Consider the following 14,444-nt stretch of genomic DNA (forward strand, 5'->3'; position numbering starts at 1 on the left):
AGATTCTGTTCGTGCCGGCAGCTGACCACAACATCATGGCGGCCTTTGGCAAGACAAACAAGAAAGGTTCCCCGACAGTTTCGCTGTGGGTGACCAACATTGTGTCTTCTATCGTCTACGTCATCATGATTTTGGGCTTCTCCTCGAGCTACACCGACTTGATTACCATCGCGGCTTCGCTGATTATTCCTTGCTACATCATTTCCGCCGTCTACCAGGTCATTCAGACCTCGCATGGACGCAACGAAGCGGAAGGTGTGAAAGCATCGAAAGGCTACCGGATGTGCGTTGGTATCATCGCTACCGTCTACACAGCCTGGTTGCTGTGGGCTGGCGGCATTGGGCTGCTGTTCCTCAACGGTTTGCTGTGGTTGATTGGTTCCCCACTCTATTACCTGGGGCGTAAGGAACAGTATCCTGACCAGCCGGCTTTCCAGGGTAAAGACAAGATTTTCCTGGGCGTGGCCATAGCCTTCACGGTACTGCTGATTATCTGGGTCATCGTATTCAAGGGTGACTTCATCAGCGCTATGTTCTGGAACGGTCTGTAAAGACCACCGACAATTGAATCTTGCGTTTTCTTTGGCGATGGCCCGGTGAGGCCACCCGACCGAATCGAGCCATCGCCAAAGAAAGTCTCATGAATAATAACTTCATATGCACACAGCCTGAGGGCCAAAGGGGTCCTCTCGGCTCGGTTCGTACACTTGTATTGATGACTATGAAGTCCTCACGCCCTTTGGTGAACAGTGTGCGTACCAAAATAACGATTACGTTAGGAAGGAATCAATATGAACAACAAAGTTGGCGTTTACTCTGAGGCAGGGGTTCTGCGTACTGTGATGGTTTGCAGGCCTGATTTGGCTCATAAGCGACTAACTCCCGAAAACTGCTCGGACCTGCTATTCGATGATGTCTTGTGGGTTGAAGAAGCACAGAAGCACCACGATGACTTCGTGGCTCAGATGAAGGCCCGCGACATCGAAGTGCTCGATATGCAGGTTATGCTGGGTGAAGTTTTGGATAACAAAGAAGCCCGCAAGTTTGTACTCGACCGCCGTGTCGCCGACGACATGGTCAACCCCATTGTTGCCAAGGACTTCCGTGATTACTTCACGGAAATGGACTCCAAGGAACTGGCTCGTTACCTCATCGGCGGTATCAACCTCGACGAGATTCCCGATGAAGTCGGTGGCGTGTACAAGAAGGCTGTGACCCCTGACGGTTACAACCGGCACGACTGGATTTTCAATCCGCTGCCCAATACCCAGTTCACTCGTGACAACTCCGCTTGGGTGTTCAATGGTGTGTCCCTGAACCCGATGTACTGGCAGGCCCGCCGTCAGGAGACCCTCCTGACCCACGCTATTTACCAGTACCACCCGCGTTTCGCTAACGAGGACTTCAACATCTGGTTCGGCGCTGATCCCGACAAGAAGTGGCACCCCAACACCTTCATCGAAGGTGGCGACGTGATGCCTCTGAAGGACGGAGTGCTGCTGGTCGGCATGGGCGAGCGTACCTCGCTGAACGCCACTACGGAGCTGGCCAAGGAAATGTTCGCCAAGAAGGCTGCTGAGCGCGTCATCGTGGCGCGTATTCCGCGGACTCGTGCAGCAATGCACCTGGATACCATCTTTACGTTCTGCTCCGAAGACGTCGTGAACGCTTACCTGCCTTACGTGGACAATACCTGGACCTTCTCGTTGCGTCCGGACGAGTCTAAGCCCAGCGGCATTGATATCCGTCGGGACGGCACGAAACTAGTCGACACCTTGAACGAGGCGCTGGGCGTGAAGTTCCATGTCTGCCCCACCGGCGGCGACTACTTCAACGTCGAACGCGAACAGTGGAACGACGCGAACAACACCCTGGCTATTGCTCCGGGCGTCGTGATGGGCTACCGCTCCAACATCGAGACCAACAAGAACCTGCGCAATGCTGGTATCGAGGTGCTCGAGATTGACGGCGCCGAACTCGGCCGTGGCCGCGGTGGTTCTCGCTGCATGAGCTGCCCGATTGCTCGCGATCCGCTCTACAAGTAGAGCCACTCGTAAGCGGTTTTAAGTTTCCCCTCCGGGCTGCCTCGGAGGTTATCAACGAGGCAGCCCGGAGGGGTATGTTTTTTCTGGCCGGCAGCCGTAACCTTTTTCGGTGCGACACCGGCCAGAAATTCGGAGAGATGTTCTCCGCACATTACCAATCATCAAGAAAACACCAATTTGAAAGGAAAACCCATGACTGATTTTCACGGTCGTCACTTTTTGAAAGAACTCGACTTTACTCCTGCCGAGTGGCTGGAGCTGCTTGAGCTGGCTGCTGAACTGAAAGCCGCGAAGAAAGAAGGTCGCGAAGTTCAGTACCTGAAGAACAAGAACATTGCTCTGATTTTCGAAAAGACTTCGACCCGTACCCGCTGCTCTTTTGAGGTTGCCGCCTATGATCAGGGCGCTCATGTAACTTATCTGGATCCGTCTGGTTCGCAGATGGGCCACAAGGAATCTATCGAAGATACCGCGCGCGTCCTGGGTCGTTTCTACGACGGTATCGAATACCGCGGTGACTCCCAGCACAAAGTGGACGTCCTGGCTGAAATGTCCGGCGTGCCGGTGTGGAACGGCTTGACCGATCAATGGCACCCCACCCAGATGCTGTGTGACATGCTGACCATGCACGAGCAGAGCGGCAAGCCTTACAACGAGATTTCTTTTGCTTATGTTGGCGACTCTCGCTTCAACATGGCGAACTCTCTGTTGATTTCCGGCGCGATGCTGGGAATGGACGTGCGGATTGTGGCGCCTAAGGAACTGTGGAACTCCTCGGAGATTATCGCCAAGGCCGAGGAAATCGCCAAGCAGACCGGTGCCAAGATTCTGCACACCGAGAGCGTTGATGAAGGCGTCAAGGGCGTGGACTTCGTCTACACGGATATTTGGGTTTCCATGGGCGAGCCGAAGGAAGTTTGGGATGAACGCATCAAGCTGCTGAAGCCCTACCAGGTGAACGCTGAACTGATGGCCAAGACTGGTAATCCGAACACCAAGTTCCTGCACTGCTTGCCGTCTTTCCACGACCGCCACACGACCGTTGGCGAAGACATCTACCAGAAGTACGGCCTGGACGGTATGGAAGTGACCGACGACGTCTTTAACGGCGAGTGTTCTGCGGTGTTTGACCAAGCGGAAAACCGGATGCACACGATTAAGGCCGTTATGGTGGCGACGCTAGGAGAAAAGTAGATATGCGTATAGTTATTGCTTTGGGCGGCAACGCCCTGCTGCGACGCGGAGAAAAACCAGATTCCGCCACGCAGATTGCTAACGTTGAGTTGGCGGTGCAGCAACTTGCTCCCTTGGCGGAAGAACATGAAGTGGTTATTACCCACGGTAATGGTCCCCAGGTTGGCGTGTTGGCTCTGCAGTCAGCTAACGATCCGAACCTGACCCAGCCCTATGCCTTTGATACTTTGGGTGCACAGACCCAGGGCATGATTGGCTACTGGCTGTTGCAGTCCTTGCAGAATAACCTCCCGGGACGTCAGGTGGCTTCTTTTGTGAACCAGACTCTGGTTTTGGCTGGAGATCCTGCGTTTGATAATCCGACCAAGTTTGTGGGTCAGGTTTATAACAAGGAAGAAGCTGACGAGTTGGCTAAGTCTCGTGGCTGGGTGATGAAGGCTGACGGGGAGTATTTCCGTCGGGTTGTCGGGTCTCCTCGGCCGCAGCGTGTGGTGGAGACTCGTTTGATTCGCCGGATGCTCGATGTTGGTGCTGTGGTGGTTTGCGCGGGCGGTGGCGGTATCCCTGTCATTCGCAACGAGAAGGGCAAACTGCAGGGTGTCGAGGCTGTGATTGATAAGGATCTGACCGCCGCGACCCTGGCAGAGCATCTGGATGCAGATTTCTTGATGATTCTGACCGATGTGCCCGCTGTGATGGAGAAGTTTGGTACTCCTGAGCAGAAGGAAATTCATCGTGCTAGTCCCGCTGCGATGCGCGCGGGCGGTTTCCCCGCTGGCTCTATGGGGCCGAAGGTGGAGGCAGCCTGCCGTTTCGTGGAGCTGACCGGCGATGTCGCCGCGATTGGGCAGCTCAGCGATGCTCAAAAGATTATCGCGGGCGAATCCGGCACCATCATTACCCCAGGTGGGAACTATGGTGGTCCTGATGACATCAGCCAGCACAGCTACAAGAAATTGTAAATGTAGAGCGGTAGCTCTATTGCCCCGGGACTACGTTCATTTAACGTATTCCGGCATTCTGTAGATGATGTGTTCGCGGGGAAGCGAGGAGCTTCCCCGCGAATCGCATTTAACGGTATGAATCAACGTGTCCTGAGCCCGTACTGCTAGCGTGGACCGAAGTTGAACTGGTTTAGGATTTGTTTCAGTGGGTTCAGCAGAGAGCATAATGGAATTGGGTCAAAAAGGCATCCGGCATCCACGGGGAGGACAATGCGAGCCGATATGGAACGAAACGAACTGGAAAAGTTTTCACCGCAGGTCCAGATACCCGCAGATTTCGTGAGTTTCTGGAGCGAGACACTGCAGGAATCTCGTCAGATTCCAGCGCTCGCTCAGCTGCAGAGGGTCGATAGCCCGATAGAAACCCTCGAATTTTACGATGTGACCTTCCCCGGATTTGCCGGCGAAAACATCAAAGGCTGGCTGACGGGTGCACCCGGATTTACCAAACGCGAGAACCAACCCCTCATCGTAGAATACCTCGGCTACGGGGTAGGACGCGGGGTACCCGGAGAACGCATGTTCTGGCCTTCTGCCGGTTACGTGCATCTCATTATGGACAGCCGCGGTCAAGGCGGAGACTGCGGCACCGGGGGAGCCACTCCCGATCCGCACCCCGCCCCTCCGCACGCTTTCGGATTCTTTACACTGGGCGTTGAAAACCGCGAAACCTATTACTTTCGCCGCCTCATCACTGACGCCTACCGGGCTATTGACACCGCGTTGACCTTAAACTTTATCGACCCGACGCGAATTTTTGTGGCTGGAGCGTCCCAGGGCGGAACCTTGGCGGCCTGCGTCGGGGCGCGGCACGAGGGGGTGAGGGCGGTACTGTCGGATTTGGCTCTGGGCAACGTACTCTATGGGGTCAGTCACAATGACCACATGCCCTATCGGGAAGTGCAGCGTTATCTGCGAGCCTACCCGGACCGATACGACCAGGTTGAAACCACCCTGGCGTACTTTGATGCCGTCAATTTCGCGCGACAAGCCGTTCATCCGGCCTATTTCTCAGTGTCGCTCAGTGATGAGTACGTGCCTCCCGCCTGCACCTACTCAATTTTCAACGAGTGGAGCGGGGACAAACGCATGGAAGTGTATCCCTTTAACGAACACGACGACCCCAACCTGCACCACCTGTTAAAGCAACACGCCTGGCTGGAGCAGTTTCACTAACGTTCTATTGCGTCCCAGTCCGGGGTGTGCGCAGCGAGTGGAGGACGCCAATCGGGACCCGATTGCGGGCTTGCCAGCAAGGCAATCTGAGCATTGACCCCCTTGACTGTGTCCAGGGCGAGTTTGCGCCCCGAGAAAAACCCGATAGCGCCGCCGATACCCAGGGGGATAAAACGCCCCACAACGTGTCCCGAAAGTTTTTTAGAAATCTTTTTCCCGGCGAACTGTGCCAAGGCCTTATTGACCGAACTCAGGGTCGCGGAAGCATTATCGGCAACTTGAGCACGCGCCCAGTTCCAGATGCCGAATCCGGCCTGGTCATATACCAGCTTGCTGGCTTCATCCCCAAGTATTGCCGAGAGAACCAAAGTTTTGCGAGCCTCTAGGTTTTGGGTGGGAACGCCCGAAAGTCGTGCCATCGTCAACACGTAAAGCGCTGTGTTGGCGGCAAATACGCTCAGTTCTACCCCGGTCAGAGCAGCCCCAAGAGCCAGCCCGGAGCCGGGGACCGCGGCTCCCGCCCCCACTCCTGCGGAAGCCGTTTGGGACACCCGCACGTAGCGTCGCGTCACCAGATTCATCAGCGCGGGGGTAGAAATGCCCGGATGTTTATCGAGCAGCCGGGCAATAGTCCGGTCGATGTGCCGTTCCGGCAGGCTTAAAGCGGCATTGAGCAGGGCGTCGGTATCTCGGGGTAGTTTCTGCATTTAACCAATCTATCGCGGCGAGCCTGATTTTTCGCGGAGGACAGTTTTTCGGGGGACGGTTAGAACAAGGTTTCCTGTATGCCTGCGTCTCGAGTATCTGGCGGTGCGGTGGGCGCAGTCGTGCTGAGGGGAGCCGTGTTCGCCGCGAACTGAGGGTGGGGGGCTAAGCTGCGCAGTTCAGGGCTTAAACCGGGGCCGGTACGGGGGGAAAGCCCCTGTTGATAGGCGGTGGCGGCCCCACGAGCCAGCTGGTCGACCTTCTCGTTCAGGGTGTGTCCGGCGTGGCCTTTCACCCAATGGAAGTCCACCGCTCGCCCTGCCAGACCCTGATCTAAACGTTTCATCAGGTCATCGTTCAACACTGCTTTGCCGTCAGCCTTGCGCCAACCCCGGCGTTTCCATCCCGGCATCCACTTGGTTACCGAGTTGATGACATATTGAGAATCGCACAAGAAATGAATGGTTAGGTTGGTGATGCCAGCGGTTCGTTCCAAGAAATCCACCACTGCCATCAGTTCGCCGCGGTTGTTCGTGGACTCGCTCCAGCCTCCTGCCGCCCAACAATTTTCATCAACGTACCACGCCCACCCGGCTGGTCCGGGGTTGCCCAAGGCCGAGCCGTCCGCCGCCACTGTGATTTCCATGCTTTCCATTTTAGGGGGAAACGGTTTGAAAACGACACCGAGACTAGTCCGCCGCCTAACATACTGAGGATTTTAAGCACTCTGGGTACGTGTAGACTTAATGGTGAAAACAGAATAGTGGAACGATTGCAAAGGACAATAACAGTGACAGATTCAGACAATCCTCGCCCTTGGGAAAACTTGGCAGAGGAACCAAACGAAAATTGGCGCGAGCGCAAAGGTGAGTCTCGCGATGACGCAGAGGGGGGCCGCGGGTTACGCGGCGACAAACGAGATAACAAACATAAAGATCGCGGGGGTTTCAAAGGCGACCGTAAAGGCGGGTATAAGTCAGGCGGCAAGTACGGCCGAGAGGATCGCGGCGGCAAACGCGGCGGCTACTCGGGGCGTCCTCGACGCGATAATGACCGTGACGGCTGGCGGCGTGACGACCGGGGGGGACGTGCCGGACGTGATGACTGGCGGCGTGACGAACGCGGCGGCAAACGCAACTTCGAACGCGGTGGGGAGCGACGCGACTCGGGACGTTCGGGATTCCGTTCTCAAGGCTCACAACGATCCCGCTACGACGACCGTGGGTACAACCGCAGCCACACCGGGTCCGGCAAGCGCGGTCACGGTACTACGGGACGTTCCCGTTACCTGGAAATCCCCGCCTCGATTACTTGGGATATGTTGGATAAAGAGGCTTGGTCCCGGCTCAGTCCGCTGCCGAAAGAAACCGCGGAAAACGTGGCTCGCCACTTGGTCATGTCCGCGGAACTGTTCGACACTCAGCCCGAACTCGCTTATGAATATGCCCGGGCAGCCCTGAAGATGGCTTGGCGTATCGACGTGGTTCGCGAAGCTGTCGCTTTGACCGCCTATGCCTGTGGCAAGTACAGCGAAGCGCTGCGTGAAGTGAAAACTGCCCGGCGGATGAGCGGCGTCGAAGTGTTGAAATCGGTGGAAGCGGATTCAGAACGCGGTCTGGGTCGTCCCGAAAAAGCGTTGGAAATCATTAAAGCTGTGAAGCCAGGGGATCTGGACCGAACGGAACATTTTGAACTCGCTCTGGTGGAGTCCTCCGCACGGGCGGATTTGGGTGAGTACGAGACCGGACTGGCTGTTATTGAAGCCGCTTTGGCCCAGGTGGATCCCGATTCAGAGAGTTTTGAATACGGACGGTTGCTCAGCGTGAAGGCTGACCGGCTGCGCGAGCTGGGACGGGATGAGGAAGCCGACGCCGCGCAGGCACTCATTCCGCGGGAGCCGGAGGATGTCGAAATCCTGGATATTCAAGAAGCTGAAGAAGCCGAACAGCAGGCTAACCCGACCACGCTGCAAGGGGCGAATGTGCCGCTGGCTCAGCTCTACCCGCTGCTGCTCACCGATTTGGACGGGGTGACCTGGAACGGGTCACAGCCGGTAGACGGGGTGGGGCCAAGTATTTCTGCAGGGCGCGAATTGGGCGGAAAGTTCGTGTTCCTGACCAATAATGCGGCGCGCGTACCTCAGGACGTGGTGGCGAAATTGGCTGCAGCTGGGGTCGAAGCTGAACCCGATGACATCGTGACCTCAGCTCAAGATGGAGCCGCGAAACTCAGCGAACTGCTGGAACCGGGGTCGAAAGTGCTGTGCGTGGGCGGCGAGGGCGTACCGCAAGCCGTACAGGCGGTGGGCTTTGAAGTCGTGTCCACGGCTGACCAGGAACCTGCCGGGGTTTTGCAAGGGCTCGGGTTTGACGTGGGCTGGGCTGAACTGTCCGAGGCCTGCTATGCCATCGCGAATGGAGCCAAGTGGGTGGCCACGAACATGGATTACGCACTGCCAACCGAAAAAGGCCGCGGTATCGGCAACGGTTCCCTGGTGGAAGCGGTGCGCCGGGCCACCAAGAGCGAACCGATCGTGTGCGGTAAACCGGAAACCTCCATCTACGATTTAGCGATTAACCGTTGTCAGGACTACCTGATGGACAATGAGGAAATCGCCGCGGAAGTCAAAGCCAACGAAGAAGCCGCGGCGGCCGCGCGAGAGCAAGCCAGGCAGGCTCGTGAAGCGAAAGAGGATCCGGATAGTGAACCCGTGGTTCTCAGCGAAGCCGACTTGGCGAAAGAAAAAGAGTTCGACCGGGTCAAAGCGGCGGAACGTAAACACCGGATTTTGAAGCGACACGCGCTGGCCATCGGCGACCAGTTGGCTACCGATATCGTTGGGGCAAACAATGCCCAAGTGGCGTCTTGCGTGGTGCTGACCGGACTCACGCGGCCGCGCGATCTGGTGATGGCCCCGCCAGCCCAAAGGCCCACTTTTGTGGGGTTGGATTTGTCCGACCTGACGGTCCCGATTGAACGCCCGGAACTGCGCAATCGCGGCTGGTGGTACACCGAAAACACGCGGGCTCGCGTCAACGGCCACGATATTGAAGTCCGCGGTCTGGGGGTGTTGAGCGAGGACGGCACGGTAGTGTCCCTAGGGGAGTTTCGCGCCATCCTGGCAGCCGTATGGTATGCCAGAGAACAGGGCAATCGGGTGGATTGCCCCGAGTTTAGCGTGGTACGTGAAGTCGAACGCGACTATGGCGAGGGGGACGACCTAGACCGAGACGAAGCCGATCCTGAGCGCAACGATACCGAACTGGTCGTTGAACAGGAGACGGAAGATGACGAATAATCGGATTCCCACGCCTGCCGCGTTGAACGCTCAAGACCTGCATGATTACCGGGAAGAAATAGAAGCCGCCCATGAGGCACCCCTGGAATCACAGTTGGAACTGCTGCAAAAGGTAGCCGCCGACCTGCAGACGGTCTTAAACGGGAACGAGGCGCTGTCAGCGAATCATGGTTAAACGCGCAAGGTTGGACACGGAGCTGGTGCGTCGCCACCTGGCCCCCAGCCGTACCCAAGCGGCTCAGATGATTACCGCCGGTCAGGTGCTGGTAGACGGTCAGGAGGCCCTGAAACCCGCCCGACAGGTGGAGTTGAGCTCGGCTATCGTGCTGCGTGACCCCGAAACAGTCCACTATGCGTCTAGAGGCGCTCACAAATTGCTGGGGGCGCTGGACTATCTGGAACTTTATGGACCATCAACTCCGGTGATAGCGGGAGCGGTGTGTCTTGACGCGGGTGCCTCCACGGGGGGATTCACCGACGTGTTACTGCGCCGCGGTGCCGCCAAAGTGTTCGCGGTCGATGTGGGGTATGGCCAACTGGCGTGGAGTTTACGCAGCGACAGTCGGGTCGTGAATCTCGAACGAACCAATGTGCGCACGCTGGATCCCGCCCTCATCGACCCGCCCGCAGACCTGGTCGTCGGGGATTTGTCCTTTATCTCACTCGGTTTGGTTCTGCCGGCGCTGCAACGTGCCGCCAACCCGCAGGCACAGTACCTGCTGATGGTGAAACCCCAGTTTGAAATCGGTCGTGACAATTTGGGACGCGGGGGTGTGGTCAGGGATCCGGACGATCGCGGTGAGACTGTCAAGAACGTTGCGCGCCAGGCTCACGAGGCCGGATTGGCGGTACTGAACGTAGCTCCTGCCGGACTGGCCGGTCCCAGCGGGAATGTTGAATACTTCCTCTACCTCACCGCGCAGTCTGCGGCGCGGCAGCGAAACCTGCTAGACCTGGAGGGGGAACCGTTGGAAACCGCCGTTGGGGAAGCTATTGCCAGAGGGCCTCAGCCATAGACGTCGGGGGCACATTGACGTGGTGGTGTGAGAAAATTAAGTGAACAGAAGGGAAAGTTATGGAACAGGAAGTTCGGGGCAATCCGGGGGGCGAGACGCCGGAACAGCCGCAAAATTGGGACAATACGTGTCAGGATTTGGGGGGATACGCGGATTGCTGCGGAGCCAGCGAGGCCACACCCACTTGTGAATATCAACCTCCCAGCCCGCAGCTAGTCCAGAAATATGCAAGAAAGGCCCAATGCGGTGAGTAAAAAACGAACGATTATGGTGTTCCACCACCATTACCGCGAGCCCGCTATTGCGGCGGCGGCGAGTGTGCGCGGATACCTGGAGAATGCCGGAATCACCGTGGTGGACCGCACGAGTTCGGAACCAATCGACCTCATAATTGTGCTAGGCGGGGACGGAACCATTCTGGAGGCCGCTAATATCGCCCATCATCAAGGCGTTCCGGTCATCGGAGTGAATTTGGGGCACGTCGGATTCCTCGCCGAAGCGGAGGAGGAAGAACTTGGCGAGCTGTGTGAGCGCGTGGTGCGTGGCGACTATCAGGTGGAACGACGAATGTGTATTGACGTGGAAGTGCGTCACCCCGATGGTTCAGTGGAATCAGAATGGGCCGCGAATGACATTGCGGTGCTGAGCACCGATAAAGGCCACCCCGCCCTTTTGGCTTTTGGTGTCGATGGGGAAGCGGTTTCCGAGTACGGCGCGGACGGTTTGATTGTGTCGACCCCCACCGGGTCTACCGCCTATAACTTTTCGGTCGGCGGCCCGGTGGTGTGGCCCGATGTCCAAGCCTTGGTGCTGTCCCCGCTGGCTGCCCACGGCTTGTTTACTCGCTCCCTGGTGCTGGGGCCGTCGTCGGTACTAGAGATACAAGTTCTGCCTCAACAGGTGCAGGACTGCGAAGTCTGGGCTGATGGGAGACGTATTTTGCCCGCGCCGCTGGGTTCATCCATTCGGGTTACCAAGTCCGCCACCGATATGCAACTGGCACGGTTGGTGTCCCTGCCGTTCTCGGCCCGGTTGGTGAAAAAGTTTGGCTTGCCCGTAGAAGGGTGGCGAGGTCGCTAATGCTGGAATCACTGCGGATTGAAAATTTAGGGACGATTAGCTCTGTTGCCCTGGATTTTGGTCCGGGGTTTACCGTCATTACCGGCGAGACCGGAGCCGGCAAAACCATGCTGCTGACTTCGCTGGACTGGCTGCTGGGTGCAAAAGTCGAGCCCGCACTGGTTTCCCACGGCGCTCAGAAGGCCGTGGTGGAGGGTAGTTTCCTGGTGGATGGCGTGGCCGGGGCTGTCGTGGAAGAAGCCGGTGGCGTGGTTGAGGACGGTGTTGCTGAGGTCTCAAGAGTGGTGCCCCTAGATTCTCGTTCCAAGGCTCACCTGGGGGGACGCACGGTTCCTGCCGCTATTTTGGGGGAGTTCGGTGCTAGCTTGGTGTCGGTTCACGGCCAAGCCGCGCAGGGAAGGTTGCGTACCGAGCGGGCTCAACGCGAGGCTTTGGACGCTTATGGAGACGCTGCCCATCAGCGTGCTTTGGAACAATACCTTGAGGACTGGGAGGATTTGAGCCTCGCCCAAAAGGCTTTTACTGAGTGGGAAACCAGCACTGAAAAGCGCGAACACCGCCGTGAAGTGCTGGAACGGTTTTGTGAAGAGTTCGACAGTCTCCGGCCCGAGGACGGCGAATTTACGGACCTTAGCGCCAGCGTAGCGAAACTGTCCAACGTGGAAAGTTTGCGTGAAAACGTCGCGGCAGCACAGGAAGCCATTGAAGCGGATTCCACCCCGGCCGCCACCGATTTGGTAGCCGTGGCCACCCGGGCTCTACAGCGGGCAGCGGAAGAGGATCCGAGTTTGCAAGAGGTCGCGCAAAGCGTGAGCGGAGCCGGTTATGCTCTCGATGATGCGGCTCGCGAGCTGGGGATATATCTGCAAGATTTGAATGCTGACCCGGAGGCGTTGCAGGAGGCGTTAAGTCGGCGGGCGACGTTTACCGATTTGAGTTTGCGCTTGGGAGTGGAACCGGAAAATTTGGGCACGGCTTGGCTGGAAACTGTCACCGAGCTGCAGGGATTGCAGGGAGGCACGGAGCATTTAGAGCAACTGCGCCTAGCGATGGAATCCGCGGCGCAGGCCGTGAAACAGGCGGGGGCAAAACTGCACGAGGCCCGCGAAAAGACAGCGCGTGCGCTCAGCAAGGCGATTAATGCGGAACTGGTGGGTCTGGATATGAAAGATACGCGGGTCACCGTGGAGGTTCGCGAACGGGAACCGGGCGCCCACGGAGCCGACCGTATTGAGTTCATGCTGCGCCCCCACCCGAAAGCCCCGGTGTTGGCATTATCCAGCACAGCCTCTGGCGGGGAACTTTCCCGTATCATGCTGGCTCTGGAAGTGACCTTGGCCGGCGGCGGTTCCCAGTTATCCCAAACCGGTCAGCCCGTCCAGAATGAAAGCACGGGGGCGCGCCGCACTTTCGTGTTCGACGAAGTCGATGCGGGGATTGGCGGGCAAGCCGGCATTGAGGTCGGGCGGCGGCTGGCGCGTCTGGCTCAGGAATACCAGGTCATCGTGGTGACCCACCTGGCGCAGGTCGCGGCGTTTGGAGACCGCCAAGTGCAGATTACGAAGAGCGGCGGACAGAGCCAGATTACAGTTTTGGATCAGGAATCACGACGCGAGGAGCTAGCGCGGATGATTTCCGGTACGAAGCTCACAAAAACGGCGCTTGCGCACGCCGATGAGTTAATCGAACTGGCTCGTGTGGGACAATCGGAGTCATGATGGCAGTGTTTGGCCGAAAACGTAATCAAAAGACAGGAGCCAGTCTGGGCGGTCTGGTGCGCATCGATACGCGTACCAAGAACCTGACAAAACGACTGGGCTCTGGGGAAGTCGCCGTTATTTCGCACCAGGATTTGGACTGGGTTGCGGCTGAGTCGCTGAAAGCAATCGAACCCGCCGCGGTGCTGAACGCGGAGAAGTCCACCTCTGGACGCTACCCGAATCAAGGACCGAAAGTCCTCATCGAGGCGGGAATTCCCCTTATCGATGATTTGGGCTCCGACATTATGAGTCTGAAAGAGGGCCAACGGGTCGAAATCCGGGACAACCAGGTATTCTGTGGCGGGAAACTCGTTGCGGAAGGGGTGCGGCAAACCGAGGAAACGAACGCCGCCAATATGGAGGCGGCGAAGGCCTCCCTGGGCGTCCAGATTGAGGCTTTTACCGCCAACACCATGGAATACCTAAAGAAAGAACGGGATTTGATTCTTGATTCCGTGGGTGTGCCGGATTTACGGACGAACTTTACCGGCCGCCAGGTTCTGATGGTGGTGCGCGGCTACAACTACAAAGAAGACCTGCAGATGCTCAAACCCTACATTCGCGAGTATCGTCCCATTCTGATTGGAGTGGATGGCGGAGCGGATGCGCTGTTAGAGAACGGTTTGAAGCCCGACCTGGTGGTGGGCGATATGGATTCCGTGACTGATAAGGCACTGACTTGCGGGGCGGAAATTGTGGTGCACGCCTATCCCAACGGGAAAGCCCCCGGCTTGGCCAGAGTGCAGGAACTCGGGGTGGACCACGTGGTGTTTCCCGCCGCCGGCACTTCCGAGGACATCACGATGCTTTTATCTGACGAGAAAGGCGCGGAACTCATCGTAGCCTTGGGCACGCACGCCACCCTGGTGGAATTCTTGGACAAGGGGCGTGCCGGAATGTCCTCCACCTTCCTGACCCGCTTGAAAGTCGGCAGCAAACTCATCGATGCCAAGGGCGTTTCCAAACTTTATCGTCCCCGGATTACGAACTGGCAGATGGGCTTGTTGGTTGTGGCCGGTCTGCTGGCGATGCTGGCGGCGCTGGGTTCAACCACCGGCGGACAGACTTTCTTGGGGCTGGTAGCTGCGAATATGGATGCTTGGTGGCACGGCCTGAGGGGCTTGATTGGTTAAAGTCGAATTTGTGAAAGTTAGATTGGAAGAAAA

The 14,444-nt window shown here is 57.5% G+C and carries 13 protein-coding genes; 11 read left to right on the forward strand and 2 right to left on the reverse strand.

Annotated elements, in window-relative coordinates; translation table 11 throughout:
* The 5 genes from Q0X47_RS00720 to Q0X47_RS00740 all read left to right on the forward strand — a co-directional run.
* Positions 1–551, forward strand: a 551-nt coding sequence (locus tag Q0X47_RS00720) for an amino acid permease (RefSeq protein WP_297721561.1), incomplete at its 5' end; no start/stop codon positions are given.
* A gap of 240 nt (positions 552–791) precedes the next feature.
* Entirely contained in the window at positions 792–2,045 is a 1,254-nt protein-coding gene (locus Q0X47_RS00725) for an arginine deiminase (RefSeq protein WP_297721564.1), read from the forward strand.
* A gap of 192 nt (positions 2,046–2,237) precedes the next feature.
* Positions 2,238–3,239, forward strand: coding sequence for an ornithine carbamoyltransferase (argF, locus tag Q0X47_RS00730; protein ID WP_297721567.1), 1,002 nt, complete (start codon positions 2,238–2,240; stop codon positions 3,237–3,239).
* Between the two features lie 2 nt (positions 3,240–3,241).
* Positions 3,242–4,201 carry a carbamate kinase gene (locus Q0X47_RS00735; RefSeq protein WP_297721570.1) on the forward strand — a complete coding sequence of 320 codons (960 nt, stop codon included), beginning with the start codon at positions 3,242–3,244 and terminating at the stop codon, positions 4,199–4,201.
* 252 nt (positions 4,202–4,453) lie between these two features.
* Positions 4,454–5,419 (forward strand): acetylxylan esterase, encoded by a 966-nt coding sequence (locus Q0X47_RS00740; protein WP_367178269.1) that lies wholly within the window; start codon positions 4,454–4,456, stop codon positions 5,417–5,419.
* On the opposite strand, the gene Q0X47_RS00745 is transcribed toward Q0X47_RS00740, so the two are convergent.
* Positions 5,416–6,126 (reverse strand): hypothetical protein, encoded by a 711-nt coding sequence (locus Q0X47_RS00745; RefSeq protein WP_297721576.1) that lies wholly within the window; start codon positions 6,124–6,126, stop codon positions 5,416–5,418. The two genes, Q0X47_RS00740 and Q0X47_RS00745, sit on opposite strands and share 4 nt — an antisense overlap.
* Before the next feature lie 59 nt (positions 6,127–6,185).
* Positions 6,186–6,779 (reverse strand): ribonuclease H, encoded by a 594-nt coding sequence (locus tag Q0X47_RS00750; protein ID WP_297721578.1) that lies wholly within the window; start codon positions 6,777–6,779, stop codon positions 6,186–6,188.
* Between the two features lie 663 nt (positions 6,780–7,442).
* On the opposite strand from Q0X47_RS00750, the gene Q0X47_RS00755 reads away from it, so the two are divergent.
* From Q0X47_RS00755 to steA, 6 genes are all read left to right on the forward strand, one after another.
* The gene (locus Q0X47_RS00755; protein ID WP_367178270.1) at positions 7,443–9,422 is read left to right on the forward strand and encodes an HAD hydrolase-like protein; all 1,980 of its coding nucleotides are present in this window, start codon (positions 7,443–7,445) and stop codon (positions 9,420–9,422) included.
* Positions 9,412–9,597, forward strand: a complete 186-nt coding sequence (locus Q0X47_RS00760) for a thioredoxin (protein ID WP_297721586.1) — start codon at positions 9,412–9,414, stop codon at positions 9,595–9,597. Before Q0X47_RS00755 ends, Q0X47_RS00760 begins: the two co-directional genes overlap by 11 nt.
* Entirely contained in the window at positions 9,590–10,438 is an 849-nt protein-coding gene (locus Q0X47_RS00765; protein ID WP_297721589.1) for a TlyA family RNA methyltransferase, read from the forward strand. The genes Q0X47_RS00760 and Q0X47_RS00765 overlap by 8 nt, the downstream gene beginning before the upstream one ends.
* 267 nt (positions 10,439–10,705) lie before the next feature.
* Positions 10,706–11,518, forward strand: a complete 813-nt coding sequence (locus Q0X47_RS00770; RefSeq protein WP_297721881.1) for an NAD kinase — start codon at positions 10,706–10,708, stop codon at positions 11,516–11,518.
* A complete protein-coding gene (gene recN / locus Q0X47_RS00775; protein ID WP_297721592.1) occupies positions 11,518–13,236 on the forward strand; it encodes a DNA repair protein RecN in 1,719 nt (572 codons plus the stop codon). Before Q0X47_RS00770 ends, recN begins: the two co-directional genes overlap by 1 nt.
* The gene (steA, locus tag Q0X47_RS00780) at positions 13,233–14,411 is read left to right on the forward strand and encodes a putative cytokinetic ring protein SteA (RefSeq protein WP_297721594.1); all 1,179 of its coding nucleotides are present in this window, start codon (positions 13,233–13,235) and stop codon (positions 14,409–14,411) included. Before recN ends, steA begins: the two co-directional genes overlap by 4 nt.
* Positions 14,412–14,444: the final 33 nt, after the last annotated feature.

Source organism: uncultured Mobiluncus sp. (genome assembly GCF_947254095.1).
Classification (GTDB): Bacteria; Actinomycetota; Actinomycetes; order Actinomycetales; family Actinomycetaceae; genus Mobiluncus.

Coding starts and splice junctions, on each gene's coding strand:
- Q0X47_RS00755 (WP_367178270.1), top strand. CDS start 7,443: ATGTTGGATAAAGAGGCTTGGTCCCGGCTCAGTCCGCTGCCGAAAGAA.
- Q0X47_RS00745 (WP_297721576.1), bottom strand. CDS start 6,126: ATGCAGAAACTACCCCGAGATACCGACGCCCTGCTCAATGCCGCTTTA.
- Q0X47_RS00765 (WP_297721589.1), top strand. CDS start 9,590: ATGGTTAAACGCGCAAGGTTGGACACGGAGCTGGTGCGTCGCCACCTG.
- Q0X47_RS00740 (WP_367178269.1), top strand. CDS start 4,454: ATGCGAGCCGATATGGAACGAAACGAACTGGAAAAGTTTTCACCGCAG.
- steA (WP_297721594.1), top strand. CDS start 13,233: ATGATGGCAGTGTTTGGCCGAAAACGTAATCAAAAGACAGGAGCCAGT.
- Q0X47_RS00750 (WP_297721578.1), bottom strand. CDS start 6,779: ATGGAAAGCATGGAAATCACAGTGGCGGCGGACGGCTCGGCCTTGGGC.
- Q0X47_RS00760 (WP_297721586.1), top strand. CDS start 9,412: ATGACGAATAATCGGATTCCCACGCCTGCCGCGTTGAACGCTCAAGAC.
- recN (WP_297721592.1), top strand. CDS start 11,518: ATGCTGGAATCACTGCGGATTGAAAATTTAGGGACGATTAGCTCTGTT.
- Q0X47_RS00725 (WP_297721564.1), top strand. CDS start 792: ATGAACAACAAAGTTGGCGTTTACTCTGAGGCAGGGGTTCTGCGTACT.
- Q0X47_RS00770 (WP_297721881.1), top strand. CDS start 10,706: ATGGTGTTCCACCACCATTACCGCGAGCCCGCTATTGCGGCGGCGGCG.
- argF (WP_297721567.1), top strand. CDS start 2,238: ATGACTGATTTTCACGGTCGTCACTTTTTGAAAGAACTCGACTTTACT.
- Q0X47_RS00735 (WP_297721570.1), top strand. CDS start 3,242: ATGCGTATAGTTATTGCTTTGGGCGGCAACGCCCTGCTGCGACGCGGA.